Origin of the sequence: Pseudomonas sp. Leaf127 (genome assembly GCF_001423155.1) — a bacterium.
In the GTDB taxonomy this organism is placed as follows: Bacteria; Pseudomonadota; Gammaproteobacteria; order Pseudomonadales; family Pseudomonadaceae; genus Aquipseudomonas; species Aquipseudomonas ovata.
The window spans coordinates 17,341-42,194 of the sequence record NZ_LMOA01000003.1 but is presented as its reverse complement, the minus strand read 5'-3'; the positions used below and the strand labels follow the sequence as shown (position 1 = coordinate 42,194).

Below are 24,854 nucleotides of genomic sequence, written 5' to 3'. Positions count from 1 at the left end.
AATAAAATACAACAAGACAGGCGAGGCGGCGAAACGCCATGGGCATGTTCCAGACCACACAGACCGATCAGTTCCAGGCGTGGCTGCATGACGTCAACCAGGCCTGTGGTGCCTTCGCGGCCAGGCCGCTGGGTGCACAGTACGGCGGTGCCCTGCGCGAGCATCGCTCCGGCGCCCTCAAGCTGAGCATTGTCGATGTACACGATGTGCAACTCTACCGGGGTGCGCGCGAACTGGCCCACGGCGACGACAACCATTACTACGCGGTCTTTCAACTGCAGGGCAGCGCCAGCCTGGAACAGGAGCAGGACAGCGTCGTGCTGCAACCAGGTGACATCGCGCTGCTGGATGCGGCCCGTCCGGCCAGCCTGCTGTATGGCGAAAATGTCCGGCAATTGTCGTTGATCCTGCCCCGGCCGCTGGTCGAGCAGAGCCTGCAGTTTGCCGCAGTGCGCTGCGCCCAGCGCATCCCGGGCCATTCACCGCTGGCCAGTCTGGCCAGCCGCCTGATCCTCGATTCGACCCACCAGTCGTGCCTGAGCTTTGCCGAAAGCGAGGCGATTCTGGGTGCTGTGCTTGACTTGCTGCGACCGGCCATCGGCGTGGCCCGGCGCGAAACCGACAACCACGAGCGGCTGTTGCGCAAGGCGCTGGACTTCATCGACGAACACATCGGTAACGAAGCGCTGTGCCCGGACCTGGTGGCCGCCGAAGTCGGCGTTTCGGTGCGTGGCCTGTACCGCTTGTTTGCCAGAAAGAACCTGGTCATCGCCCAGTACATCAAGAACCGCCGGCTGGACCTGTGCGCCGAATCACTGCGTAGCGCGCATCAGACCCAGACGCTATCGACGCTGGGCTACGCGTGGGGGTTCTCGGACTACAGCTACTTTTCCACGGCCTTCAAGGCGCGCTTTGGTGTGTCGCCGAGTGAGTACCGCAAGCGGTATCTGGGGTGAGGGCGTGTTGTTTCGACAGCCTCCCATCAAAGACCAAATAATTTACTGATTTTATTGGATATTAAATTCACCTCCTGTGGGAGGCGGCTTGCCGGCGATGGCGATGGAACAGACGCAGCTGGTGTGTTGGCCTTGCCGGCCTCATCGTCGGATCGCCGCCCGGAGCAGAGCCCCTCCCGCAGGATTGATGTCGCCCAGGACCTCGTGCCTGGTATAAGACCAGTGTTTGCTGCGCGACAGCGCTCCGCCAAGGCGGCTGGTGGTCTCCGCCAGGAATTAATTTAATATCCAATATAATCAGTAAGTTATTTTATTTATAAGGGGCGCGATCTTCGCGTGTGTGCCACAGGGCGCAACAGGTAAATGGTCGAGGCCTGTATCTCATAGCGCAATTCGTAATGGCCGATTTGAATCCGGCGCACATCCCGTGGCTCGAACTCTTCCAGGCGTTCACCGCGCCAACTGCTGCACCAATTCGGGCGTCACATAATGCGGCCCATCGAACAGGTACAACGGGTAGCCGTCATAGGCAGCCAGCTGCGGCTTGAGCTCGCCAACGGTCGCCGGGCGAAAGCCGCCGCCAACCTGCGGGCGGAAGGCTTCGACGATCAGGCGCACACGGTGCTTGCCCAGGCGCTGGCTCAGCGCGTCGGCGTAGGTGCGGGCCACCGGGGCGCTGCGGGCGTAGACGCCGACGCCGTCCTGGAAGAGCACGCCGATGTCATCGGGCAGCCATTGCTGCAGCCACTCGGCGGTGGCGGCGGGGCCGATGTTGGCGCCATCGTAGACGCTGATCCACAGCGGCCGTGGCAGTCTGGCCAGCAGCGCCGGCAGCTCGCTGGCGCGGGTCCAGCTGGGGTCGACTTCGGCGGGAAAGTACCAGCCGGTGACATGCAGTGGAGTCTTGATCTTCGCCACCTTTTCGGACAACGCCGCCAAGTGCTCGATGTTGTCGCGTGAGCGGTTTTCGCTGTAGTACCCGGCCAGCCCCAGGATCACATCCTGTGCCCAGGGCTCGCCGGCAATGCGCTGCCAGTCGGGCATCACCGGTACGCCGGGCAGGCCGGTGCCGGGGATGAACGCCTGGTCGTCGACCACCGACCATTGCACCAGCAGCTCCCTGGCGCCCAGCGTGTGCCAGTCGCCGCGAATGCCGACGGTGGCGTTGTCCGGCTGCCAGACCATGCCGACGATGCCAGGCTGCAGCGGCTTGTCGGCGGTGACGTACAGCAGCGTGGTGCCGGTGACGAAGGTCAGCGCCAGCAGGAGCAGGCCCGCAGCGGTGCGGTTCAGGGTGCGGCCGAACATATTCAATCAGAGCGCCTTCTGGATGCGTTGCTGCCACAGGTTCAACGAGATCACACCCTTGGCGTTCCATTGCGCGGTGGCGTCGGGGCCCAGGTGGAACTGGCCTTCGTTGAATTGCCAGACGATGACCTGCGGTTTGTGTTCGGCAAAGTCCGGCGACTCCAGGTACTGCAACAGCGTGGCCCATGGCCCTACATCGCCGGGGTTCCAGGTCAGGTTGACCGGGCGGTCCAGGGCGTTGGAGAGCTTTTGCGTGAACCCCAGGTAAGGCTGCACGAAGCTGTTGCCGATCACCTGCACTGGCGCTGGCGCGTCGTCGATCAGCAGGTCTTTCTCGACCTGGTGGCGCACGGTGTAGATGTCGCGGCCAATTGCCTTGCGCTTGATGGCCGGCAAAAAGTTGGCTGCCAGGTCGCCAAAGGCGCGTTTGTCGAACCACTCGCCCAATACCGCGCCACCTCCCGGCGCACCGGTCAGACGGTAGCGCTGGTTGATCAGTTGCGCGGTGGCGTCGGCGGTGTTTTCGGCGCTCCAGGCGGTCCAGTGGTAGTCGGCGCGATAAAACGCGGTCTGCTCGCCGTGTTCGGTACGTTGCAGAATCGGCTTGATGTCGAGCGTGGTCAGCCCGGCCTTGTTCAGCTCGCCTTGCAGGCGCTCGTAGCGCTGGGACACCGCCGGACTCAGGGCCTGGCCCTGTGGCAGGCGTGCAACATAGAGCGGGGCTTTCATGGGCACCACCAGCACCACCAGTTCGATCCTGGCCTGGGCCAGGCGCTGCTGCACCTGTCTGACCAGGGTGGTGCTGCGTGCAAGGCCGGCGTTATCGACCTGGCTCAGGCTTTCCCAGGCCGGAAACAGCCAGCCGTCCTGGCCGACGATCACCGCCGAGGCGGCTTGAGCGGCGGTGCCTGACAGGCTCAAGAGCACAGCGGCTACGCACGAGGGCCAGGCACGACGGGCAGGATGGACGGCAGCCTTCATGGCGCGGTCTTGTCGACAAGGCCGATCAGGCGCGGGTTCTGCGCCGTCCCGACCAGGAACAGGCTGTAGCGGTCACCCGCCTGGAAGGGTTGCAGTTGCAGCGGCAGGCTGGCGGCCTGACCACAGTGACCGATCAAGGTGGCCTGCACCGGGTTGATGGTGCGCTGGGCCTGGCCCCCGGAGGCCACCTGGCTGAACACACTGCCGCCGTTGGCGAGCTTGATATCGGCCTGGGCGCAGCCGGTGCTGAGGTTATAGGTGTTGAGCTCGGCCTTGAGGTCCTTGCCGCGTGGCGGCGGGTCGATGACCAGGCGTGGCGCGGCTGCCGGGTCACGGTCCAGGATCAGGGTGACAAAGGCATTGGCCGGTGCTTTCAGGTCGCGCAGCGCTCGACCGTTGACCGTGATCGGCAACGGCTTGCGGGCATCGACCGCCTGGAACGGGCTGGCGACGATGGCTTGGGCCGACAGGGCCTGGGCGGCCCCTGTGCCGATGCGCACCTGTTGTTCGGTGTCGGCCGGGTTGACCACGCGCACCCAGGCCGAGCCTTCAGGCAATTTCGGGGCATAGAGCTGGGCGATGCCGGGGGCGGCCTGGGCTACGGTGCAGGCCAGACCCAGGCCGAGCAGCAAGCTGATACGGGTGTACATGAGCGGTCCTCAGTAAGAGTAAGTCAGTCGGGAGAACACACCTTTGGCACGGTCATCGCCAAAGACTCTCAGCCGGTATTGCAAGGAAAAATCGATATAGGAACGCGGTGCGTTGTAGGCGTCTTCACGAAACCAGTAGCGCACGTTGTTGCCGATGCCCAGGCCGCCGGCGCTGCCAGAGGCATAGTCTGTGCTGCCATCGGCCTGGGTTTCAGCGTTCATCTTCGAGTCGTAGTCGAACGCGGCGACCACATGCGGGAAACTCACCCAGCGCGAGCCGGTGCCGCCGATGGCGTAGCTGCGCCCGCCCTGCCATTCACTGTTGAAGTAGTTGCGCGAGTCGCCCAGGTAGCGGCCCGCCTCGGCGAACAGCTGCGAGGTCCACCAACTGGGCGTATCGACGCGCAGGTCGGTGCCGACACTGGCGCCATAGCCCAGGCGCAGCAGCCAGTCGCCGTCGATGTCGGACGAACCCAGCGGGAAGGTGCGCTCCACGGCCGCGACCACGTTGACCGATGAGAGCGGTTTGACCCGCACGCCCAGCGCGCCTTGCAAGGCCTCCAGCCCGGTGTCGGCGTCACCGTCCTTGCTCCACAGCGTGTCGCTGAGGCGGCCATAGACTTCGACGTAGCGTGCGTTGCGGTAACCCAGCGGGCGCCACGACGCTTCCGTGCTGTTCTGCAGGCTGTCATTGCTGCGACTGCCGCTGCCGCCGGTGGTGTTGCCGGTACTGGGGGCAGCGCTCAGGCCGCTGGCCGAGCTGTTGCCGCGGTAAGTGGTGGTGCTGGTCAGGCCCACGCTGCGCGAGACATCAGCCACCGCGCGCCGGGTGTCGAACACCTGCTGCGCCGACAGGGGCAGTTCGCCGGCCTTTTCAGCATCGACGACACGCTTGAAGTAACCCACGGCGCCCTTGTCGTCATTGACTCGCATGGCGGTGTAGGCCGCATCCTGCGTGGCGGTCGGCGGCAGACCGCTTTCGCTGTCGGCCTTGGCAAATGAGGCGTGGGCCGCTTCATCATCGCCGGCCTGGATCGACAGGTAGGCGACCTGCAACTGACTCATGGCATTCAATTCACCGCCGTCGCGGGCCAGTTGCAGGCGCTCGCGGGCGGTCTGCTGCTGACCCAGGGCCGCATACAGGCTGGCCTCTTCGTAATTGGGCAGGCTGCCCATGGCCAGGGCCTGGCTGAAGTCCTTGCGGGCGCCGGCATCGTCATCGGCCTGTTGGCGCAGGCGTCCACGCTGGGTCAACAGGCGGGCGTCATCACCGGCCACCTGCAAACCCTGGCCAAGGGCATCGATGGCCTGCGGCAGGTGCTTCTGCTCGCTCAGGGCGGTGGCCTTCAGGCCGTAATACGCCGGATTGCCGGGGGCGCGGCGAATCGCTTCGTCGGCCAGTGCAGCGGCGGTCACGGGGTCCTTGCGCGCCAGGGCCGCATAAGCCTGCACAGCCAGGTCGGTGCCGGCATCACGCTGATTGCCCGGCCACAGGTCACAAACCAGGCCGAACGCACTTTCCTGGCAGCTCAGGGCCGGGGCCGGAAAGCGCATCGTGGTTTGCAAACCCTTGCGTTGTTGGCGTGCAGCGGCCTGCGCGACGCCGCGGCGGCGCGTCAGTTCGCCGTCATCGTCCTCGGGCAGAGCCTGCAAATGTTCCAGGGCCTGTTGCGGTTGCTGGTCGAGCAGCGCCAGGTCGGCGGCGAAGAAGCGGATCTCGCGGACCTCGGAATCGAGCAGGCCCTTGATGGCCAGCGCCCGCTTCAGGTCGGCCTGGGCGGCCTGGGCCTTGCCCTGACGATCGAGGGCATAGCTGCGCAAGATCCACGGGGCGATCTCGCCGTCGTCCTGGGCCAGCGCGCCGGTGGCCGCTTGCTCGGCCCCTTGATAGTCCTTGGCGGCCAACAAGGCGCTGATCAACAGTTCTTGATTGGCCGCCACTTCAGGGGCCCAGGCCACCGCCTGGCGAGCCTGATCCACGGCCAGCGACAGGTTGCTCTGTTGCAGCGCCCGGTAGCCGGCAATCGCCAGTGGTGCGGCCAGTTGCCGGCGGATGGCTTCGCGGCGCATCAACAAGGTGTCGTCGTCAGGGAAACTGCGCAAGGCGTCGGTGGTGGCCTGGTCAGCGGCGTGCAGATCCTGTTGGCGCTGCAGTGACTCGATCAGCAGCAGGCGGTAATCCATACGCCCAGGGGCCTGACTGATGGCCTGGCGGGCAGCGCGGGCGGCCCCGGCAAAGTCTTCTCGGTCGTAGGCCTTGAAGGCCTGGGCGGCAACGCCAAAGCCTGGCGCCGGTCGCGCTTGCGGGTAACGTTGCGGATGATCGCGGCGGTACTTGTCGCGCTCGGCCAGGGCCATCAAAGTCTTGAGCTGGGCGACATCCGGGCGTTGGCGCAGGGCTTCGCGGGCCTTGCTGATGGCCAGGTCGTAGTTTTCCCGGTCGTAGGCACGGTAGGCCTCGCTGGCCAACTGGTAGGCCGAGCCGCTCAAGGGCAACGGCAGGATTTCAGCCGTGGCACTGACCGGTAACAGGGCCAGCAAGGCCAGCAGGGGCAAGAGCGGGCGCATCATGACGTAGGCTCCAGAGCGGCAGGGCGATGCTGGCGGGCGACCGCCTGCTCGATGGTGTCGCGGGGCAACACGCCCAGGTCGACCAGGTAGTCGCCGATGCGTCCGTGGTGCTGCGGGCGATAGTTGAGCATGGCGCGGTCGAACACCTGGCGGTCGATCAGGCCGGCCTCGATCAGCAGGTCGCCCAGCAGCGGTGTGCCGGCGGCCGGTGGCTGCGTGCCGGGGCGGCTGCCGATCTGGCGCAGGCGCTCGACCACTTCGCCTTCGCGAGCGATCAATTGCAGCGGCTCACCACCCAGCGCGGCACTGACCTGGCGCAGGCCTTCGTCCGGCAACGGGCTGGTCACGGCGATGCGCGGCTGGCCGTTGGGCGCCGGTGTCAGGGGGACGGTGCGCCAGCGCAGGCAGAACTCATCGTCGAGTGCGCCGTCCTGGCGGTTGGCGTCCAGTTCGAAAATGCGCGGCAGGTCGTTCTGGAAGGCAATGGCCTCGGCCAGGGTTTCGTCGTCGAGCCAGCCACGTCCGAGCAGGATGCGCCCCAGTGGCAGCGGCCGGCTTTGTTGCTCGTCCAGGGCAGTTTGCAGCCTGGCGTCGGTAATTGCCTGCCAGGACAGCAGCACGCTGCCCAGTTTGCGTGGCGCCGCGGCGACCAGGTCGGTGGACGGGAAGTCGTGCATGGTCTTGTCCCACACCAGCTTGCGCCCCAGCAGCTTGCCGATCAGGAACATGCGCCAGGCGCGGGCGGCGGCCATGAAATTGACGAAGTTGCCCACCACCATGCGCGGGATCGACAGCAACCCGTGCTGCCAGCCGTACAGCACGCTGGTGAAGTAGTAGCGGTGCAGCATGCGCCACAGCAGCGCGATGCCGTTGGTCAGCAACAGGGCCTGCAAGGTGTCGTTGTCATCGAACCAGGCCGGGAAGCTCACGTCCCACAGGCCGCTGTAGCGCAGCACGATCAGCGCCACCAGTTGCAGCAGGATCACGTAGGCGAGAATGCTGATGAACGAGGTGACGATGCCCTTGCGGTCGCGAAACAACAGGTAGCGGTTGGCCAGCGAGCCGCTCCAGCCCATCTGCTCCCAGCCTTGCAGGCCGATGCCCAGGGTCCAGCGGGCTTTCTGGCGAAAAGCGGTGCGGAAGGTGTCGGGGAAGAACTCGCGCACGCACAAGGGCATGTGCAGGGTCGATTCGTACGGTTTGCGAAACCACGACTTGCGCAGCACCCGGAACTGCACCGCAAAGCGCACGAAGATGGCGTTCATCCCGTATTTGGCCAGGCGCGCACCGACGTCGTAGTCCTCGGTCAGGCTGTCGGTGTTGAACGGCTGGTTCTGGTTTTCGGCAGCCAGCACTTGCAGGGCGCGGTTGGAAAAACAGGTACCGACGCCGGCCGAGGGCACCGTGTCGGTCATGCTCTCACGCACCACCAGGTCCTTGCCGTGCCATTCGGCGAACTCGTCCATGTAGGTGCCGGCCACCCATTCGTACCAGTTGCGCTCCAGCGACACCACCGGCAGCTGGATCATGTCCTTGCGCGGCAGCAGGTAGTTGAACAGGCGCAGTTCCAGCGGGTGCAGCACATCTTCACTGTCATGCAGCACGGTGCCGGCGAAGGTCATGCCGTGGGTTTTCTCGTGCAGGAAAATCGCCTGGATGATCCAGTTCAGGCAGTCGGCCTTGCAGGTGGGGCCGGCGTGAGGCACTTCGACACGGTGCAGTTGCTTGTAGCGCCGGCGCATGCGCTCCACTTCATCGATGGTGCGCTGGTCGTTGATGTAGGTGCCGACGAAGACCATGTAGTTCTGGTAATCCAGGGTCGAGACCATGTTCTCGATCATCGGCGCGATGACATCGTATTCCAGCCAGGCCGGCACCATGATTGCCAGGGGTTGCTGGTCGCGGTCGAGTAACTGCTGCTCGGTCAGCGGCCGATAGCGGCGCTCGGCGGTGAACTTGCGGTACAGGCGACGCGACCAGTACCACACATCCACGATCAGGTCGTCCAGGCTGGACACAAGGATCAGTACCGCGACCACCAGGGTCGCGGCTTCCAGGAAGCTGTAGTAGTGAGCCAGCCAGTAGGGCCAATAGAGCGAGGTCATCGACAAGCCTCGTTATTGACGATTACGGCGGGCGCGGCGGCCGGCCAGCAGCAACAGCGCAAACAGCAGCACGCCGGCCGGGATCAGCCACAACAGCGACGGTTGGCGCCAGGCGTCCAGACCACGAGGCTCGTCGGCGTCGATCAACTGGCTGCCGCTGGGGTCGTGGGTGTCGAAGGTCGACAGCGCTCCCTCGGCCCCGAGGATCGAGGCGTTACCGCGGGTCAGCAATAACGGTTCCTTGAACTGCGGGGCCTGGCTGCCCAGGGTGCGATACACCACGCCGTGCTGGCTGCCGCTCTTGATCACTTGCAACGCGGCCATGTTGTCCAGCTGCTGCAGGTCCAGCAGGCGCTGTTCCTTGTGGTTGATCAGCAGGCGGCCTTGCGCGTCGACCTGCAAGGCCTCGGCACTGTCCTTGACCGGCAGCTCGAAGGCCAGGAAGGATGTGTCCGGGTTCACGGCCGTCTTGTCGTCGGCCTGCACACTGAGCTGGGCGCGCAGCGGCGAGACCCCGGTGGCGTCGGCAATCTTGATCAGGGTCGGCAGGCTGCTGGCCGGGTGATCGAGCCAGGCTTGCGGCACCAGCACCTGGGTGTGTTGCGCAAAGCGCGCGGCCATGCCGGCAAAGTCGCTGCCCGGTGTGCTGTTCTCCAGCACGATATGGCTGGTCGGCAGCACGCTGACCGGGAACGCCTGGGGCGTTTCCAGGCAGCGGTTGCTGACCGGCTGACGCTGGAACGACACCCGCAAGACGTTACGCGAGCCCAGGGCATAGGCCGGGATACGCGCCTCGATGCGTTGTTTCTGGCCATCGCTGACCAGTTGTGCGGCGCCGATCAGGTAATCGTTGAGAAACACCGAGGCCACAGGGGCCGTGCTGGAGGCGCCGGGCGCGCTGGCCACGTCGACCACGGCCCGCACTGGCAGGCGGCCGTCGTAGGCAACATTGCCCAACGGGAACGTGGCGCTCCAGTCGCTTTTGGCCAGCAAATCCAGGCTGCCGGGCGAGCCGCCCAGGCGCGACAGGGCCAGGCGACCGTCCTGGGTCAGCGGCAGTTGTGCTTCGGCAATGGTCAGTTGGTGGTTGCGCGCCAGTGTGTTCCACGCCGAGTTGAACAGGGTCATGGCCTTGATGGTGGCCGTGGGGGCGATCAACAGCATCGGCCGGGTGCCGAGCAGGGCCAGGCGCGCCTCGTCCTTGCCCAGCGAGCCCAGCCCTGTACGGATGTGGTGTTCGCGCCATTGGCCCAGCGCGGTGGCGGCCTGGGGGTCGAGCGCCTGGACTTCGGCCTGCAAGGCATCCAGCGCCGTGTCGATGCCCTTGAGCAACTGCGCGTCATCGATGGCCAGGTCGGCCTGGATGTCGGGGCTCTTGCCCAGCACCAGCAGTGCGCCGACTTCAGCGGCGTTCTTGAGGGTGTAGCGACCCTCGCCGTCGAGGCTGGCGAAGGCTGGCACGCCGCGCAGTGCTTCAGGCACACGACGGGCGCTCAATTGAACGGTGTCGCCCACGCCGGGCAGCGGCAGGATGCGCGCCTGTTTGCCGATACGCTCCAGCGCCACGCCGAGGCGCCAGACCGCGTCGTAGCTGGCACTGGACAAGGTGCCCGGGGCGATCAGTACGCCGGGTTGGCCGGGCAGGGCATTCCAGGCCGCACCGATGTCACGCAACTGGCTGGCATCGTAGCTGTAGGTCAGGCGTGTGTCGGGCTGGATGCGCAGCACGTTGCCGATGGCGCGCTCGTCTTCGCACAGTTCACGTTCCACCCGTGACGACCAGGCCACCCCCAGGCGCACCGAACCGCTGTCGCGCGGGGCCTTGTCGACGCCCAGGGTGGCACTGGCATCGCCCTGGGCTTCGTTCAGGCCCTGGGCGCGCACCGGGTAGCCGTCCAGCGACAGCAGCAGGGTGTTACGGCCACCCTCGCCATTGAGGTAGCTGGCGTCGAATGTCAGCGAGGCATCGGTCAGCGGCACACCCGCCGGCACGGGCAGGTACAGCTCGCGCCGCGCGTCGCTGGCACCCAGGACAATGGGGTCGTTGATGCCCAGGTCGTCCAGACGTATTTCGCGCTCCTGGCGCAGGTCGGCATTGAGTCGGGCAATGGCTTGGGCCAGCGGGCTTTCGGCTGCCAGGGTCTGGGTCGGCATGAGCGCGAGCAGGCTCGCACCCCAGGCAAGGGCGCTGAATGCACCCAGGTGGATGGACTTCATCGGACGTGGTCTCGAACGAGTAATAAACGAGTGAGCGTTGGCGGTCGAGCGGGCAGCATGGCCGCCCGCGTCAACGGTGTCGCAATACAGCGGTTGCTAGCTGGGCAGCGACTGGCTACAGGGCAGCCGCAGGGCTGAGGAGCCTGCGCCGATGAGCGCATCGGCACGCTGCCAGTCGCGTTGTCCGGGCACAAAGTCATCGACCGGACGGCCCATCAGGACGTCGACGATGCGTGAGCAGGCCAGGCCGTCGCCGTACGGGTTGCTGGCCTGCGCCGCGCGCCGCCAGAGCAGCTCATCTTCATAGAGGGCGCTGACGCCGTGCACGATCGACTGTGCCGAGGTGCCGACCAGACGCACAGTACCAGCCGAGACCGCTTCGGGGCGTTCGGTGACCTCGCGCATCACCAGTACCGGCTTGCCCAGCGATGGCGCTTCTTCCTGCACGCCGCCAGAGTCGGTGAGGATGACGTGAGCACGCTGCATCAGGCGCACGAATGACAGGTAGTCGAGCGGTTCGATCAGGTGCACATGGGGCACATTGCCCAGGTGCTCGGTGACCGGGCCCTTGACGTTGGGGTTCAGGTGCACCGGGTAGACGATCTGGATGTCCGGGCGCTGTGCCAGGGTGCCCAGCGCCTTGCAGATGTCCAGGAAGCCTTCGCCGAAGTTCTCCCGGCGGTGGCCGGTGACCAGCAGCAGCTTGCGCCCCGGCAGCAGGAAGTCGAACTGCGCGTCCAGGCGGTCACGCAGGGCGCTGTCGCGCTCGATGCGCCGTGCGGTCTGCTGCAGGGCGTCGATCACGGTATTGCCGGTGACGAATGAACGGCCCTGCTGGCGCTCGCCCAGCAGGTTGCGGCGCGCCTCGGCCGTGGGCGCAAACAGCAGGTCGGCGGTCATGTCGATGCAGCGCCGGTTCATTTCTTCCGGCCACGGCTGGCGGATGTCGCCGGTGCGCAGGCCGGCTTCGATGTGGCCGACCGGAATGCGGCGGTGAAACGCAGCCATCGAGGCGACCATGGCGGTGGTGGTGTCGCCATGCACCAGGATACGGTCGGGCCGGGCAATGTCGAGCATCGGATCGATGGCATCGAACAAGGCCGCACTCAGGGTATTGAGCGTCTGGTCGGGGCGCATGACGTCGAGGGTGTAGTCGACCTTGAGGTCGAACAGTTCCAGTACCTGTTTGAGCATGTGCTGGTGCTGGCCGGTGACGCAGACGCGTGACTGTATACCGGGCTCGGCGGCCAGCGCCTTGACCAGCGGGGCCATCTTGATGGCCTCTGGACGGGTACCGAAGATGGACAGAATCTTGATCGGCGTGTGGTTGCTAGCGATGATGGCCTCCTGCGCAATAACGCGCTTACAACAGCGGGACCGCCAAGGGTCCAAGCAGTGAGATGGGTTCTATCGTAGTACCGGGGTCAACAGAATCATCACGGGGACACATCATGTGAATAAACGGCACTGCCTTGTTTCCCGGAAGTGGAGCGATTATTAGCATTGCCTAAGGATTTTGCAAAACTTAAATGCCTGTTTTTTGGAAATAAAAGAGCGGAAACTTTTTTTGAAAGTTGAAGTCATGGCGATATTCAAACGAGGGTATGAACACTATTGAAAGGTGTGTTATCAATGCAAGAAATTGATTTTGAAGGTGTTTTTTATTTTATTGATTTTGGTTTTTCTTTTTTTGAGGGGGCTAAAGCGGTTTAAGGGGACGCCCTCAAGGCCGCTGAGCGAACGCGGGTAGACGCCTTAATGACGCCTGAATATTGGCATTCATGAGGCCGTGCAAGGCGCGCGTATTATTGACGTCGGAAAAGGTTCAATAAAGGTTAAAGGCGATGGAAGAGCGACCGCGATAAAACGATAAAGTTTCGACACCCTGGGTGAGGAACATCACATTCAGGCCGTGTGGTGTAAGAGACCAGCGTGCCCGCCACATCCATACAAGCGACCCGAACAATAGAAAGTTCAAGTTAGTTGGCCATTATTTGGCCATTACTGATGGTTTTCGATAGTGTGTGTAGCACGCTCACCCTCGACGGTGCCCCGTCTCATGGGCCGACAGGCTGAGCACGTTAATTGCATCACCTTTTTCTGAAAGAAAAAAAGGGGAATATTCGACCCATCGGGCCCCTGCACAGCCCCTGTCCTACACTGACAAGCGGCGCTCAGGCTGGCCTTGCAAATGCCGCCAGAAGCGTCCCCTGCAGTGTCCGGGTTGACCTGAAACCTTCTTTGTCGTGAGAAACCATGCAATGCCCACAATCGCGCTACTGATCTGCGATGACTCGAATATGGCGCGCAAGCAGTTGATCCGGGCGCTGCCGGCCGGTTGGGATGTCTCGGTCAGCCTGGCGGCCAACGGCCTTGAGGGCCTGGAAGCGGTGCGCAAGGGGCTGGGGCAGGTGATGCTGCTGGACCTGACCATGCCGGTCATGGACGGTTACCAGGCCCTGGCGGCGATCCGGGACGAAGGTCTCGATACCCAAGTGATCGTGGTTTCCGGCGATGTCCAGGAAGAAGCGGTGCGCCGGGTCATGGAACTGGGCGCCCTGGCCTTTCTGAAAAAACCGGCCGACCCCGATGAACTGGCGTCCACCCTGAGGCGCCTGGGTCTGCTTGGCGAGCCGCTGGCGGCTCAGGCGCCCAGCGTGCCGGCGGCGTCGGCAACGGCGCAGGCACCGCGTACAGGCGAGGGCATCATCAGCTTTCAGGACGCCATGCGCGAGACGGTCAACGTCGCCATGGGGCGTGCCGCTGCCCTGCTGGCCAAGGTGCTGGGGGTCTTCGTGCAACTGCCGGTGCCGAACGTCAACATGCTGGAGGTGGGCGAGTTGCACATGGCACTGGCCGACACCCAGCATGGCCAGCGCCTGACTGCGGTGTGCCAGGGCTATATTGGCGGCGGTATCGCCGGCGAAGCGTTATTGCTGCTGCACGATTCGGAAATTGCCGACATCGCCCGGCTGATGCACCGCGACTCACCCGACTACAGTGACATGGAAGTGCTCCTGGACCTGTCGACCATCCTCATCGGTGCCTGCCTGAGCGGGATCGGTGAGCAGATCGATGTGCCCTTTTCCCTGGGGCATCCGCAGATACTGGCCCAGGAGGGCGGCAGCGATGAGCTGATCAACGTCCGCCAGCAACGCTGGAAACAGACCCTGGCCGTGGAGGTCAGCTACAGCGTGGAAGGGCACGACATTCATTTCGATTTGCTGATGTTGTTCACCGAAGACTCGGTCGAGCGACTCTCGCGCAAACTGGCCTACCTGATGAGCTGATGTATGAACGAGCAAATCGATATCAAAGAGCTTCACTGGCTGCTGGCCGTTACACAGAACATCGATGTAGGCATTGTGGTGCTCGACCGTGACTTCACTGTGCAGATCTGGAACACCTTCATGGAAAACCGCTCCGGGGTGGTGCCGTTCGATGCCATTGGCCAGTCGTTTTTCCAGCTGTTTCCGGAGGTCAATCGCGCCTGGTTCAGCAAGAAGGTCGACAACGTCGTGACCTTGGGCACGCCGGCATTCACCATCTGGGAGCAGCGACCTTATCTGGTGCGCTTCAAGAACTACCAGCCGATTACCGGGCAGGAGGCGTTCATGTACCAGAACACCACCCTGTTTCCGCTGCGCAGCACCAATAACCAGATCAGTCATATCTGCCTGGTGATCTATGACGTGACCGATGTGGCCACCAATCGCCATCAATTGCTCAATGCCAACAACGAGCTGCAACGGTTGTCCAGCACCGACCGCCTGACCGGCCTGAACAACCGCGGCCATTGGGAAGAGTCCTTGCGCCAGGAATACGCCAGGCATAGACGCTACGGCACGCAAGTGGCGATGGTGATGATCGACATCGATCACTTCAAGCGGGTCAATGACACCTGGGGCCACCAGACCGGAGACAAGGTGATCCAGGTCGTGGCCGAAGCCATGCGTACTCACATACGCAGCGCAGACATTGCCGGGCGCTATGGCGGTGAAGAGTTCGCGGTGCTGTTGCCCGACACCGACAAGGCCGGTGCCCAGGTCTTTGCCGAACGGCTGCGCAAGGCTGTGGAAGAGCTGCATGTGGATCACGATGGCCAGCAGATCCGCTGCACCATCAGCCTGGGCGTGGCCGACCTCAGCCAGCCCTCGACCGACTACAAGACACTGATCGAGGCTGCCGACCAGGCGTTGTACCAATCCAAGAAGAACGGGCGCAACCAGGTGACGCTGGCTTGAGCAGACCCTGGGCTATCGTGCAGCCAACACCCGTCTGCAGGAGCGACCAACGGTCGCGAAAAGACCGGCATGGTTTTTGCGCCATTGGCGACCGTTGGTTGCTCCTACGGAGTAGTGCTGATCACGGCTACAGCGCGGCGCCAGGGCGGCGCCGGCTGTAAGGGATGGATCAGCGGGTGGTGACAACCTTGTCGGCAGGCTGGGTACGGCGACCCAGTACACCGGCACCGGCAGCCACCAGGCCCGAGATCACCAGGGTGATCAGCAGGATCCAGGCGCCTTGCGAAACGCGCTTGGCAGCCACTTCAGCGGCTTCGCGGGCTTTCTGCTCGGCCTGGGCCTTCAGTTCCTGGTACTTGGCGTAGGCCTGGCGATAGCTGGCCTGGGCCTGATCGACGATCTGGTTGGCTTCGGCATCGGTCTTGTTGCCACGCGCCTTGATCAGGTTGACCAGCGCCTGACGGTCAGCAGCATCCCAGGCTTCGTTGCCCTTGGCCTTGATGCGATCCAGCAGGCCACCGATCTGCTCATCGGCCTGTTGTGGGTTGTTGGCACTGCGTTCGGCGGTGTTCTGCGCATCCTGAGCCGTGGACTGTGCTTGTTGTGCCACATTGTCCGGGTTCAGTTCGGCCTTGCCGGTCTGACGCATGGCCAGTTCGATTTCGTTCTGGATGTCATTGAGGTTGAAATCGATGCCCTGTTGCTTGAGCTGGTCCTGAATCTTATCGCCCAGCGCCGGCGCCACCTGGGCGATACCGCTGCCGACGGCTGACAGGCCACTGCCGGCCAGGTTAAGGCCACCACGGACCACGCCGGTCACGGCGCTGGACACCAGGTACACGGTAATCAGCGAGACCGAGGCCCAGACCAGCAGACCGTGGAAAGCGCCTTCACGCTGCGCCAGGCGACCTGCCGCCCAGCCACCGACGAATAAAGAGATGACGGCGCTGACGACCACCCAGATACCGGCGCCGGTGCCCAGCCCGGAGACCGGGTTGGCTTCTTGCATCGGATCAATAGTGGCCGTACCGATGGCAGTCCCCAGCAAGTTCAACAACAGTGAAACAACCAGGGCCAGAACAACACCCGCCAGAATGGCACTCCATGAAATGCGTTTAAGTAAAGGCGCCACAGTATTGGCTGCGTAGTAATCCGGTGCGGCATAGCCTGCCGGTGGGTTTCGATCATCGCGAATCATGGTGGTCATCCTTCAGTCAATGGCAGGGGCACCGCATGGGGTGCACATAGCAATGACTCTTGCTGCGCGCAGGAAGTTTGAAAATTTTTACCAGAAAATTCGCAGTATTAAAGGGTGTTAAAAGTTCGATACATTTATAAAAAATAATATCGAAAAGGCTTCTCTATTTATACGTTACATGGGATCCAACTTGATGGGCCCATTGCTGTCGACAGGCAAGGTCCGTGAGGAGCGCCGGGCATGTTAGGATCGCGATTTTTCCGCCAATCTTCATCAGGGCCATCATGCGACCTCAATCCACGCTTACCGTAGTGCCTGTCAATCGCCCGCTGACCGGTCGTGTCAGCCCGCCGGGCTCCAAATCCATCACCAACCGTGCCCTGCTGCTGGCCGGTCTGGCCAAAGGCACCAGCCGCCTGACCGGCGCGCTCAAGAGTGACGATACCCGGGTGATGTCCGAGGCCCTGCGGTTGATGGGTGTGCAGGTCGACGAGCCGGACGACAGCACCTTTGTGGTCACCAGCACCGGCCACTGGCAGGCGCCGGGCCAGCCGCTGATGCTGGGCAATGCCGGCACCGCCACCCGCTTTCTGACGGCGGCCCTGGCCAACTTCGAGGGCGACTTCGTGGTCGATGGCGACGAATACATGCGCAAGCGCCCCATTGGCCCGCTGGTTGATGCGCTGCAGCGCATGGGTGTGCAGGCCAGCGCACCGACTGGTTGCCCGCCGGTGGCAATCAAGGGCCGTGGCGGCCTGGCGGCCGGACGCATCGAGATCGATGGCAACCTGTCCAGCCAGTACGTCTCGGCGTTGCTGATGGCCGGCGCGTGCGGCCAGGGCCCATTAGAGGTGGCCCTGACCGGCAGCGAGATCGGCGCACGCGGCTATGTGGACCTGACCCTGGCGGCCATGCAGGCTTTCGGTGCCGAAGTCGAGGCCATCGGTGAGTCGGCCTGGCGAGTGGCGGCCACCGGCTACCGTGCCACCGATTTTCATATCGAGCCGGATGCGTCGGCCGCCACTTACCTGTGGGCGGCCCAGGCGCTGACCGCTGGCCGTATCGACCTGGGCGTGGCCACCGAGGCCTTTACCCAGCCCGACGCGCTGGCCAGCCAGCTCATCGAGCGCTTCCCGGACATGCCGGCGGTGATCGACGGCTCGCAGATGCAGGACGCGATCCCGACGCTGGCCGTGCTGGCGGCCTTCAATAACCAGCCGGTACGCTTTGTGGGCATTGCCAACCTGCGGGTCAAGGAGTGCGACCGGATTCGTGCATTGTCTGACGGCCTTTGCGCCATCGACCCGAAACTGGCGGTGGAAGAGGGCGATGACCTGGTGGTCAATGCCGATCCACAGCTGGCCGGTCGTACCGTGGATGCACTGATCGACACCCATTCCGACCACCGCATCGCCATGTGCTTTGCCCTGGCGGGCCTGAAAGTGGCCGGCATCCGCATTCTTGATCCGTTGTGCGTCGGCAAGACCTACCCTGGCTACTGGACGGCGCTGGAGTCGCTGGGCGTGCAGTTGCAGCGTCAGGGTTGAGGGCTTGAGGGCTTGAGGGCGCTGCAGAAGTACCTGACATTCGCCTGTTGCGCAGGTACAGGCACCGATGGTCCTTGCCTGCGCCAGGCCAGAGCCTGGCGAACTATGCTTGATCAGGCAGGGTAGCCATCGCTGCCCACCCGCAGGGACAGCGGGTGTCATTCGCAACGGCCAGGGAAGGCTTGATCATGAACCGTTTCATCAAACAATTTTTTATAGATGCCTGTCCTTTTTTGCTCTTTGGACAGGCGACTCAGGCCATGGCCGATCAATGCCCTGAAGTGTCCGACTTTACCCAGAAAGGCCAGGGAACGACCATGGCGTTTCAGGCGGTCTTGCTGTACCTCGAAGGCCAGATCATTTTTTGCGAATACACAAAAGGCTCCTACAAGTCCCTGCTGCAGATCCAGAGCACGACGCCTGTGGCGGCAGAGGGTGAATACTGGGGCGAGCAGGATGATCCTTTGCCCCTGTGCAGTGAAAGCCTGGAAAAATGCACGTTCACGCTGCACTCGAACGAGTGAAAGCCTGCCTGGCGTTGACGTGCACCCATCCGGCCTTTGTCAATGATCCCCGAATGGCCCGCTGGCAGCAAATGCACCGCCCTGATAGCGCCGGGCCGGGTCATCGGTCGCTGGCAGTGGCTGGTGCTCGACCTGGGCCCGAAAGGCTTCGGAGCTGTCCTGCGGCTGGTAGTCCAGATGTGCGGCCAGGCGATTGTCCCACCACACCGTCTGGTTGGCCGACACACCGTAAACCACGGTGTGCCCGACATCGGGCGCGTACAAGGCCCGCTCGACCAGGCGGGTCAGGTCGTCGTAGCTGAGCCAGGTGTCGAGCATGCGATGGTTCAACGGCTCGGCAAACGAAGAACCAATGCGCAAGCTGACGGTTTCAATGCCATAGCGATCGAAATAGAAGCTGGCCATGTCTTCGCCGTACGACTTGGAAAGGCCGTAATAGCTGTCCGGACGGCGCGGCGCATGGGCGTCGATTACCTGGTCCTGCCCATAGAAGCCGATCACATGATTGGAGCTGGCGAAGATCACCCGCTTGACGCCGTGCCGGCGCGCGGCTTCATAGATGTGGAAGACGCCACTGATATTGGCGCCCAGGATTTCCTCGAACGGCCGCTCGACCGAGACGCCGCCGAAATGCAGGATCATGTCGACCCCTTCGACCAGCGCGTGCACCGCCTGCTTGTCGGCCAGGTCGCAGCGCTGGATTTCTTCATGGGCACTGCGGGCCGGTGCCATTTCACTGATGTCGGACAGGCGTAGAACCTGGGCGTAGGGCTGCAATGAATCACGCAGGACCTTGCCCAGGCCGCCAGCGGCCCCGGTGAGCAACAGGCGATTGAAAGGCGTAAGAGAAGAAGAGGGCATGGGTCAGGCCTTGTCGTATGTCGTCGTATGACTTTTCCGGATTATCCGGAGCTTCATGCGCTATTGTCAATGCGCCCGGGTGTGAGAAAACCTCGTGCCTCGAAAGTCCGTCCACCGCGCCAAGGCGCAGCGCTGTCGTACAGCAAACCCCCGCGCTCCTGCAACGGGTGAGTTCAATATCCGATAAAGTCAGTTGTTTTATGTTTATTGAGAGGATGGCCACCGCTCGCAAAATGTCAATTTCCTCATGTCGTCATACAACGTGCCCGGGTCAGGATCAGTTTGTCAGGCCGGCGTGACGTTCAAGGCATGGCGTTGAACTGCCTCGGCCAGCGACTTCTCTATGCTCAATGACACTCCTGAAATAATGCTCTGGTCGTTCATCGCGCGTAGGAGGGAACCGTCAAGGAGACCACCTGATGAGAATCGCCCAGATCGCGCCCCTGGCCGAAAGCTGCCCGCCGCAGTTGTACGGGGGCACCGAACGCATTGTGTCGTACCTGACCGAAGAGCTGGTTCGCCTGGGGCATGAGGTGACGCTGTTTGCCAGCGGCGACTCGCAGACCCGGGCGCGCCTGGTGGCAGGCGTGCCTCGGGCCTTGCGCCTGGGCCCAAGGCCCGAATTTCCCGACACCTTCCCCTTGCTGATGCTGGATCGGGTGATCAGGCAGGCGGAACAGTTCGACGTGCTGCATTTTCATGGTGGTCACGCCCATCTACCCATGAGTGCCGCCTTGGGAGCACGAGCCGTCACGACCCTGCACGGGCCGTTGCAGCATCCGGAACTGCTGGCCTTTCATGCCGGCTTTTCCGAAGCACCGCTGGTGTCGATTTCGATGGCACAGCGGCGCCATCTGCAGCGTGGTGTGCACTGGGTCGCCAATATTGCGCATGGGTTGCCGCACGATCTGCTGCCTTTCACTGCCCGGCCCTCAGGCGACTACCTGGCTTTTCTGGGGCGTATTTCCAGGGAGAAACGACCGGATCGCGCCATCGAGATTGCCTTGGCGTGCGGTCTGCCGCTGCGTATTGCGGCCAAGGTCGACCCGGCCGATGAGGCTTACTGGCGTCAGCAGATCCAGCCGCTGATCGAGGCCAACCCCTCGATCGAGTTCATCGGTGAAATCGACGAGCATCAGAAGGCCGCGTTTCTTGGCAATGCCAGGGCCTTGCTGTTTCCCATCGACTGGCCAGAGCCGTTCGGCCTGGTGATGATCGAGGCCATGGCCTGTGGTACGCCGGTGATTGCCTTCAATCAGGGATCGGTACCGGAGGTCATCACGCCTGGGCAATCGGGCTTTATCGTCGAGAGCGTCGAGCAGGCGGTGGCGGCCATCGGCACGCTCGCCTGCCTTGAGCGTCGCCGGGTGCGCGCAGCATTCGAGCAGCGATTCACAGTGGAACGCATGGCCGCGCAGTACCTGGCGCTGTATCGACAGCAGGTCGGGCAGGCCGACCGCTCACCGGCACCCAGCGGCAGCTCGTTGCAGGAATTGCGTCCGCGCACCCTCAAGCATAACGACACCTTTGGGGTCTTTGATCCTCATGGCGATGTGCAGGCGACTGCCGACAGCCCTCAAGGCCTGTTTCACCGTGACACACGGCACTTGTCGCACTGGCGCCTGACCCTTAACGGAGTGCGTCCGTTATTGCTCAGCTCGACCCTGCGTGACGACAACGCCATGCTGACGTGCGACCTGAGCAACCCGGGCCTTGAGGACACCCAGGATGCAGAGGGTATGCCCCACGGGCTGATCCATCTGCGTCGCTCGCGATTTCTCTGGCAGCGTTCATGTTTCGAGCGGATCACGTTGCGCAATTTCGACCAGCAGCCCTGGCAGGTACAGCTGCAGATTCGCTTTGGCGCCGACTTCAAAGACCTGTTCGAGGTCCGTGGCACATCGCGTCGTCAGACCGGCCAGCCGCACCCGGCGGCGCTGGAGGCACAGCAGGCACAGCTTTCCTACACCGGGCTGGACGGACGGTTGCGCACCACGACGGTACGTTTTAATCCACCGCCACAGCAACTCGACGGCGAACAGGCGGTGTTCGAGCTGACCCTGGCACCCGGTGAACGTCGCTCATTGTTCGTGGCCATCGACTGTGATGCAGGCGCTTATCCTGTGCCGGTGCGGCATGCCTTTTTCAGTTCGGTGCGCGATGCCCGGCGTGAGCTGCGCACGTTTTCGTCGCGGGCAGCGGCGATCCAGACCTCACATGAGGTGTTCAACGAGGTGGTACGGCGCAGTATTTCCGACTTGTACATGCTGATGACCAAGACTGAGCACGGGCTTTATCCTTATGCCGGCATTCCCTGGTACAGCACGGTCTTTGGCCGTGATGCGCTGATTACCGCGCTGGAAATGCTCTGGGTCGACCCCGGTATTGCCCGCGGTGTATTGGGCCATCTGGCGGCGCAGCAGGCCCGGGAGCTGCGCGCTGACAGCGATGCCGAGCCTGGCAAGATCGTGCATGAAGTCCGACACGGAGAGATGGCCGTGCTGGGTGAGGTGCCGTTTCGCTGTTATTACGGCAGCATGGATGCCACGCCCTTGTTTGTGATGCTGGCCGGTGCCTATCTTTCGCGCACCAGTGATGTCGCCACGCTGCAGCACCTGTGGCCGTCGATCGAAGCGGCGCTGGTCTGGATCGATCACTACGGCGACCGTGATGGCGACGGCTTTTTCGAGTACCACCGGCGTGCTGACAGCGGCTTGCTCAACCGGGGCTGGAAAGACAGCCACGATGCGGTCTTTCATGCCGATGGCCGGCTGGCCAAAGGGCCGATCGCCCTGGTCGAGGTCCAGGCCTATGTCTATGGCGCCTGGGAAGCCGCGCGCAGCATCGCCCGGCGCCTGGGGCACACCGAGCGGGCCGCGCAACTCAAGGGCAAGGCGGTGCGTCTGCGTCGCCAGTTCGATGAGCAGTTCTTCGATGAGGCGTTGGGCACTTATGTGCTGGCCCTGGATGGCGACAAGCAGCCCTGCCGGGTGCGCACCTCCAATGCCGGGCATGCGTTGTTCACTGGCATTGCCTACACCGAGCGCGCCCGCCATGTGGTGGCCACGCTGATGGAGCGTTCATCGTTCAGTGGCTGGGGGGTGCGCACGCTGGCTTCGGCGCAGGCGCGCTACAACCCGATGAGCTATCACAACGGTTCGGTCTGGCCCCACGACAATGCGCTGATTGCCGCCGGGTTTTCCCGTTATGGCTTTCGTCGTGAAGCGGCGCATCTGTGCGAAGGGCTGTTCGCGGCCGCGACCTACCTCGACCTGCGCCGCCTGCCTGAACTGTTCTGCGGCTTTGCCCGCCAGCGTACCCAGGGACCGACATTCTACCCGGTGGCGTGCTCGCCCCAGGCCTGGGCGGCGGCGGCGCCGTTGTCGATGCTGCAGTCATGCCTGGGGCTGCAGTTTGACCCGCAAGGACTGCGCGTGATCTTCGACGAGCCGGTGCTGCCGGCCTTTCTCGATCAGGTTCTGTTGCGCCGCCTGCAGGTCGGCCAGGGTTCGGTCGACCTGGCCTTGCGGCGCTCGGGCAGCAGCGTGCTGAGCGAGGTATTGCAACGCCAGGGTGATGTGCGGGTACTGGTCACCAGTTGAACGGGGCAACAGCCTGTCATTTCATGGGTTCCAGCCCGTTGTCACGCATTGTGCCGGCCGCTTCGCTCGAGGCCAGGTAATCGAGCAGCGCCTGGGCGTCCTGCGGGTGATTGCTGCGACTGGCCACGGCGCCGCAGTACAAGGTCATCTGCTGTGCCTGATCGGGGATCAGCCCCACAATCTGGATACCGTTCGCCTGCTTGAGCTCGCTGAGCTGCTGAAAACCCACCTGCGCCTCGCCACGCGCCAGGACATCGCCTACCGGCTCAGTGCTGATCATCCGGCTCTTGTCTTGTACACGATCGGCAATGTGCATCCGGTTGAACATCACCCGCGATACATAAAGACCGCTGGAGCTGTCCGAATAGGCGATGGACGAAGCGTCCAGCAGGGTCTGGCGGAAGTTCTCCATGGTGCTGATATCCGGCTTGGGCGCCCCGGCCGGCACGGCCAAGGCAATAAAGGCCTTGCCCAGCTCGACGCGGCTGTCGGCATCGGCATGCCCGTCCTTGATCAGCCGTTCCAGGGCCGGACGGCTCAACAGCACGACATCGGCCGGCTCCTGGSGAGCCATGCGATTGGCTATCGCATAGGGTGCATTGCCTGTCGAGGGCGCCAGTTGCGCCACCAGGCGCACGCCAGTGCGCTTCTCATAGTCGGTGCTTAGTGCCTGGAAAGCGCCCATGGTGGCGCTGGAGGCCAGAACGATCAGTTGTAGAGGCTTGGCAGTGGCGGCATACGCAAAAGACAGCGGCAGAAAAGACAGAACACCGCCGAGCAGCCAGGGAAGTAGATTTTTCAATGGAAGATTGACCTTGCTGTCACTTGAATCGGCAAGTATGTGGCAAAAACGCGCAGGCGTCGGGCAACCGAGGGCAATTGGCGGCAGATTTCGGGCCCGGTACGGGTCCATCCATCGCTTGATCGGGCCGGGTCGCCTGTTGACTGCCACACTGATTGACGTCTGTATCCCGAACCTGGAAACCGTGTAGATCGGGCGCCATGCGTCAAGGTTCCTGTCGACGGCGGCGGTCACCCTGAAGTGTCCTGCACGATCAAATCCGTTACACGCTTACTTGTTACAGGCGTGAACAGGCCCGTCGGGTTCAGTTGCCCTTGAACAGCGATACGGATTATTCAACCGGCGGTATCAGCCGCTTTATTCACTTTACAGACAGTCGGTTGCCTGTATGAACACTGAGTCTGAAATCGATATTTCAGGCCTGAGGTGTTACGACAAGAGTGTCGATGATGTCACCTATAGCGTTCCGCGCGGCATTACCCGGGAAACCCGAGGCCGTGTGTGGATCGTTCGTGTCCTGAAAAACAAGAAAGTGCAAGTGTCCGCCCGCTTTACCGATCGGCGCTTCGGGGGCACGCGGCGTGCACTCGATGCCGCCATTCTTCATCTGCTTCATAGTGGCCATGCCTGGCGTCGCGACGATGTGCTGCAATTGAATGAACGTACGGCGGTTCATTGGCGCAAGCGCAGTGGCGTCGGATTATGTGCCGTGGCGTATGTCACGCATCGGGGACCCGGGCGGGGCGAGACCTTTTTTCTTTCCACCTACCGGCGTGTGGCCAGTGGCCGGGGCATGGAGAAGTTTCGCGGCAAGCTGGTGAGTGTGCTGGAACGGGCCTGGGCAATAGACAACGAGTCCAGGGACACGCCTTATCCGGTGCAGAAAAGCATTCGCCAGGCAGTCGATCGCTTGTTCGACAGTGACGTATTTGCGCGTTTCAAGCAGGCCGGACAACGTAAGGTTGACCAGATTGCCGTGGCCCAGTATGTGGAATCCCTGAACCGCTACAAGGGGCGCTGGTGATGCTCTAAAAGGCCGCGTTTAATATTCAAATGAGGGGGTTATTCAAGTCCATCCAACTTGTTACAGGGGGTGTAGAAGAGCGTGGTTAACCCATGGATATCACGGCGCCTGTTGATTATTTCCGACCCCTGTATAATCCGATAGGCGGTTGAAACAGACCGCTGGCTTGATCAGCCCTGAGCGATGATGAATAATCGCTGGGCTGGCGCGCTGGATAATGTCAGCCGATTCAGCCTGTTGTCCCGATGGGCTTACACTAAAACA

Annotated in this window: 17 protein-coding genes and 1 pseudogene; 7 read left to right on the top strand and 11 right to left on the bottom strand. The window is 63.0% G+C overall.

Going from position 1 to position 24,854, the window contains the following annotated elements; genetic code table 11:
* Positions 1-44: 44 nt before the first annotated feature.
* A complete protein-coding gene (gene feaR / locus ASF84_RS04615; RefSeq protein ID WP_122701039.1) occupies positions 45-956 on the top strand; it encodes a transcriptional regulator FeaR in 912 nt (303 codons plus the stop codon).
* A gap of 310 nt (positions 957-1,266) precedes the next feature.
* Here feaR and ASF84_RS28305 read toward each other — a convergent pair.
* From ASF84_RS28305 to wecB, 8 genes and pseudogenes are all read right to left on the bottom strand, one after another.
* Positions 1,267-1,411: pseudogene (locus ASF84_RS28305) on the bottom strand (type II toxin-antitoxin system RelE/ParE family toxin); the annotation flags it as partial.
* Positions 1,407-2,270, bottom strand: coding sequence for a hypothetical protein (locus tag ASF84_RS04610; protein WP_162241245.1), 864 nt, complete (start codon positions 2,268-2,270; stop codon positions 1,407-1,409). The gene ASF84_RS04610 and the pseudogene ASF84_RS28305, both read right to left, overlap by 5 nt.
* Positions 2,271-3,245: an alginate O-acetyltransferase AlgX-related protein gene (locus tag ASF84_RS04605; protein WP_056835730.1), complete on the bottom strand. Its 975-nt coding sequence runs from the start codon at positions 3,243-3,245 to the stop codon at positions 2,271-2,273.
* Complete coding sequence (locus ASF84_RS04600; protein WP_056835729.1) at positions 3,242-3,895, bottom strand: alginate O-acetyltransferase AlgF; 654 nt, start codon at positions 3,893-3,895, stop codon at positions 3,242-3,244. The genes ASF84_RS04605 and ASF84_RS04600 overlap by 4 nt, the downstream gene beginning before the upstream one ends.
* Positions 3,896-3,904: 9 nt before the next feature.
* Positions 3,905-6,466 carry a bacteriophage N4 adsorption protein A gene (locus tag ASF84_RS04595; protein WP_056835726.1) on the bottom strand — a complete coding sequence of 854 codons (2,562 nt, stop codon included), beginning with the start codon at positions 6,464-6,466 and terminating at the stop codon, positions 3,905-3,907.
* Complete coding sequence (locus ASF84_RS04590) at positions 6,463-8,571, bottom strand: glycosyl transferase family protein (RefSeq protein WP_056835725.1); 2,109 nt, start codon at positions 8,569-8,571, stop codon at positions 6,463-6,465. Before ASF84_RS04590 ends, ASF84_RS04595 begins: the two co-directional genes overlap by 4 nt.
* 12 nt (positions 8,572-8,583) lie before the next feature.
* Positions 8,584-10,788: a cellulose biosynthesis cyclic di-GMP-binding regulatory protein BcsB gene (locus ASF84_RS04585; RefSeq protein WP_056835723.1), complete on the bottom strand. Its 2,205-nt coding sequence runs from the start codon at positions 10,786-10,788 to the stop codon at positions 8,584-8,586.
* A 96-nt stretch (positions 10,789-10,884) separates the two neighbouring features.
* On the bottom strand, positions 10,885-12,126 hold the full coding sequence (wecB, locus tag ASF84_RS04580) for a non-hydrolyzing UDP-N-acetylglucosamine 2-epimerase (protein WP_056835863.1): 1,242 nt from the start codon (positions 12,124-12,126) through the stop codon (positions 10,885-10,887).
* A 923-nt stretch (positions 12,127-13,049) separates the two neighbouring features.
* On the opposite strand from wecB, the gene ASF84_RS04575 reads away from it, so the two are divergent.
* A complete protein-coding gene (locus tag ASF84_RS04575) occupies positions 13,050-14,078 on the top strand; it encodes a response regulator (protein ID WP_056835721.1) in 1,029 nt (342 codons plus the stop codon).
* Positions 14,079-14,081: 3 nt separating this feature from the next.
* Positions 14,082-15,032 carry a sensor domain-containing diguanylate cyclase gene (locus ASF84_RS04570; protein ID WP_056835719.1) on the top strand — a complete coding sequence of 317 codons (951 nt, stop codon included), beginning with the start codon at positions 14,082-14,084 and terminating at the stop codon, positions 15,030-15,032.
* A gap of 169 nt (positions 15,033-15,201) precedes the next feature.
* Here the strand turns inward: ASF84_RS04570 and ASF84_RS04565 are convergent, their stop codons facing one another.
* Complete coding sequence (locus ASF84_RS04565) at positions 15,202-16,230, bottom strand: hypothetical protein (protein ID WP_056835717.1); 1,029 nt, start codon at positions 16,228-16,230, stop codon at positions 15,202-15,204.
* Positions 16,231-16,514: 284 nt separating this feature from the next.
* Between ASF84_RS04565 and aroA the strand changes: the two genes are divergently transcribed.
* A complete protein-coding gene (gene aroA, locus ASF84_RS04560; RefSeq protein ID WP_056835715.1) occupies positions 16,515-17,777 on the top strand; it encodes a 3-phosphoshikimate 1-carboxyvinyltransferase in 1,263 nt (420 codons plus the stop codon).
* A gap of 188 nt (positions 17,778-17,965) precedes the next feature.
* Entirely contained in the window at positions 17,966-18,301 is a 336-nt protein-coding gene (locus ASF84_RS04555) for a hypothetical protein (protein ID WP_056835713.1), read from the top strand.
* Between the two features lie 39 nt (positions 18,302-18,340).
* On the opposite strand, the gene ASF84_RS04550 is transcribed toward ASF84_RS04555, so the two are convergent.
* Positions 18,341-19,162 (bottom strand): NAD-dependent epimerase/dehydratase family protein, encoded by an 822-nt coding sequence (locus ASF84_RS04550; RefSeq protein ID WP_056835711.1) that lies wholly within the window; start codon positions 19,160-19,162, stop codon positions 18,341-18,343.
* Between the two features lie 419 nt (positions 19,163-19,581).
* Here ASF84_RS04550 and ASF84_RS29580 point away from each other — a divergent pair, with 419 nt between their 5' ends.
* Entirely contained in the window at positions 19,582-22,764 is a 3,183-nt protein-coding gene (locus tag ASF84_RS29580) for a glycogen debranching N-terminal domain-containing protein (RefSeq protein WP_056835709.1), read from the top strand.
* A gap of 16 nt (positions 22,765-22,780) precedes the next feature.
* Here ASF84_RS29580 and ASF84_RS04540 read toward each other — a convergent pair whose 3' ends face one another.
* Entirely contained in the window at positions 22,781-23,566 is a 786-nt protein-coding gene (locus tag ASF84_RS04540; protein ID WP_056835707.1) for a substrate-binding domain-containing protein, read from the bottom strand.
* A 388-nt stretch (positions 23,567-23,954) separates the two neighbouring features.
* Here ASF84_RS04540 and ASF84_RS04535 point away from each other — a divergent pair, with 388 nt between their 5' ends.
* Complete coding sequence (locus tag ASF84_RS04535) at positions 23,955-24,590, top strand: hypothetical protein (protein WP_056835705.1); 636 nt, start codon at positions 23,955-23,957, stop codon at positions 24,588-24,590.
* Positions 24,591-24,854: the final 264 nt, after the last annotated feature.

Bases quoted from the DNA above. Each gene is read 5' to 3' on its own strand.
- feaR (WP_122701039.1), top strand. From the start codon at position 45: ATGTTCCAGACCACACAGACCGATCAGTTCCAGGCGTGGCTGCATGAC.
- ASF84_RS04605 (WP_056835730.1), bottom strand. From the start codon at position 3,245: ATGAAGGCTGCCGTCCATCCTGCCCGTCGTGCCTGGCCCTCGTGCGTA.
- ASF84_RS04600 (WP_056835729.1), bottom strand. From the start codon at position 3,895: ATGTACACCCGTATCAGCTTGCTGCTCGGCCTGGGTCTGGCCTGCACC.
- ASF84_RS04595 (WP_056835726.1), bottom strand. From the start codon at position 6,466: ATGATGCGCCCGCTCTTGCCCCTGCTGGCCTTGCTGGCCCTGTTACCG.
- ASF84_RS04590 (WP_056835725.1), bottom strand. From the start codon at position 8,571: ATGACCTCGCTCTATTGGCCCTACTGGCTGGCTCACTACTACAGCTTC.
- ASF84_RS04585 (WP_056835723.1), bottom strand. From the start codon at position 10,788: ATGAAGTCCATCCACCTGGGTGCATTCAGCGCCCTTGCCTGGGGTGCG.
- ASF84_RS04575 (WP_056835721.1), top strand. From the start codon at position 13,050: ATGCCCACAATCGCGCTACTGATCTGCGATGACTCGAATATGGCGCGC.
- ASF84_RS04570 (WP_056835719.1), top strand. From the start codon at position 14,082: ATGAACGAGCAAATCGATATCAAAGAGCTTCACTGGCTGCTGGCCGTT.
- ASF84_RS04565 (WP_056835717.1), bottom strand. From the start codon at position 16,230: ATGATTCGCGATGATCGAAACCCACCGGCAGGCTATGCCGCACCGGAT.
- aroA (WP_056835715.1), top strand. From the start codon at position 16,515: ATGCGACCTCAATCCACGCTTACCGTAGTGCCTGTCAATCGCCCGCTG.
- ASF84_RS04555 (WP_056835713.1), top strand. From the start codon at position 17,966: ATGAACCGTTTCATCAAACAATTTTTTATAGATGCCTGTCCTTTTTTG.
- ASF84_RS04550 (WP_056835711.1), bottom strand. From the start codon at position 19,162: ATGCCCTCTTCTTCTCTTACGCCTTTCAATCGCCTGTTGCTCACCGGG.
- ASF84_RS29580 (WP_056835709.1), top strand. From the start codon at position 19,582: ATGAGAATCGCCCAGATCGCGCCCCTGGCCGAAAGCTGCCCGCCGCAG.
- ASF84_RS04535 (WP_056835705.1), top strand. From the start codon at position 23,955: ATGAACACTGAGTCTGAAATCGATATTTCAGGCCTGAGGTGTTACGAC.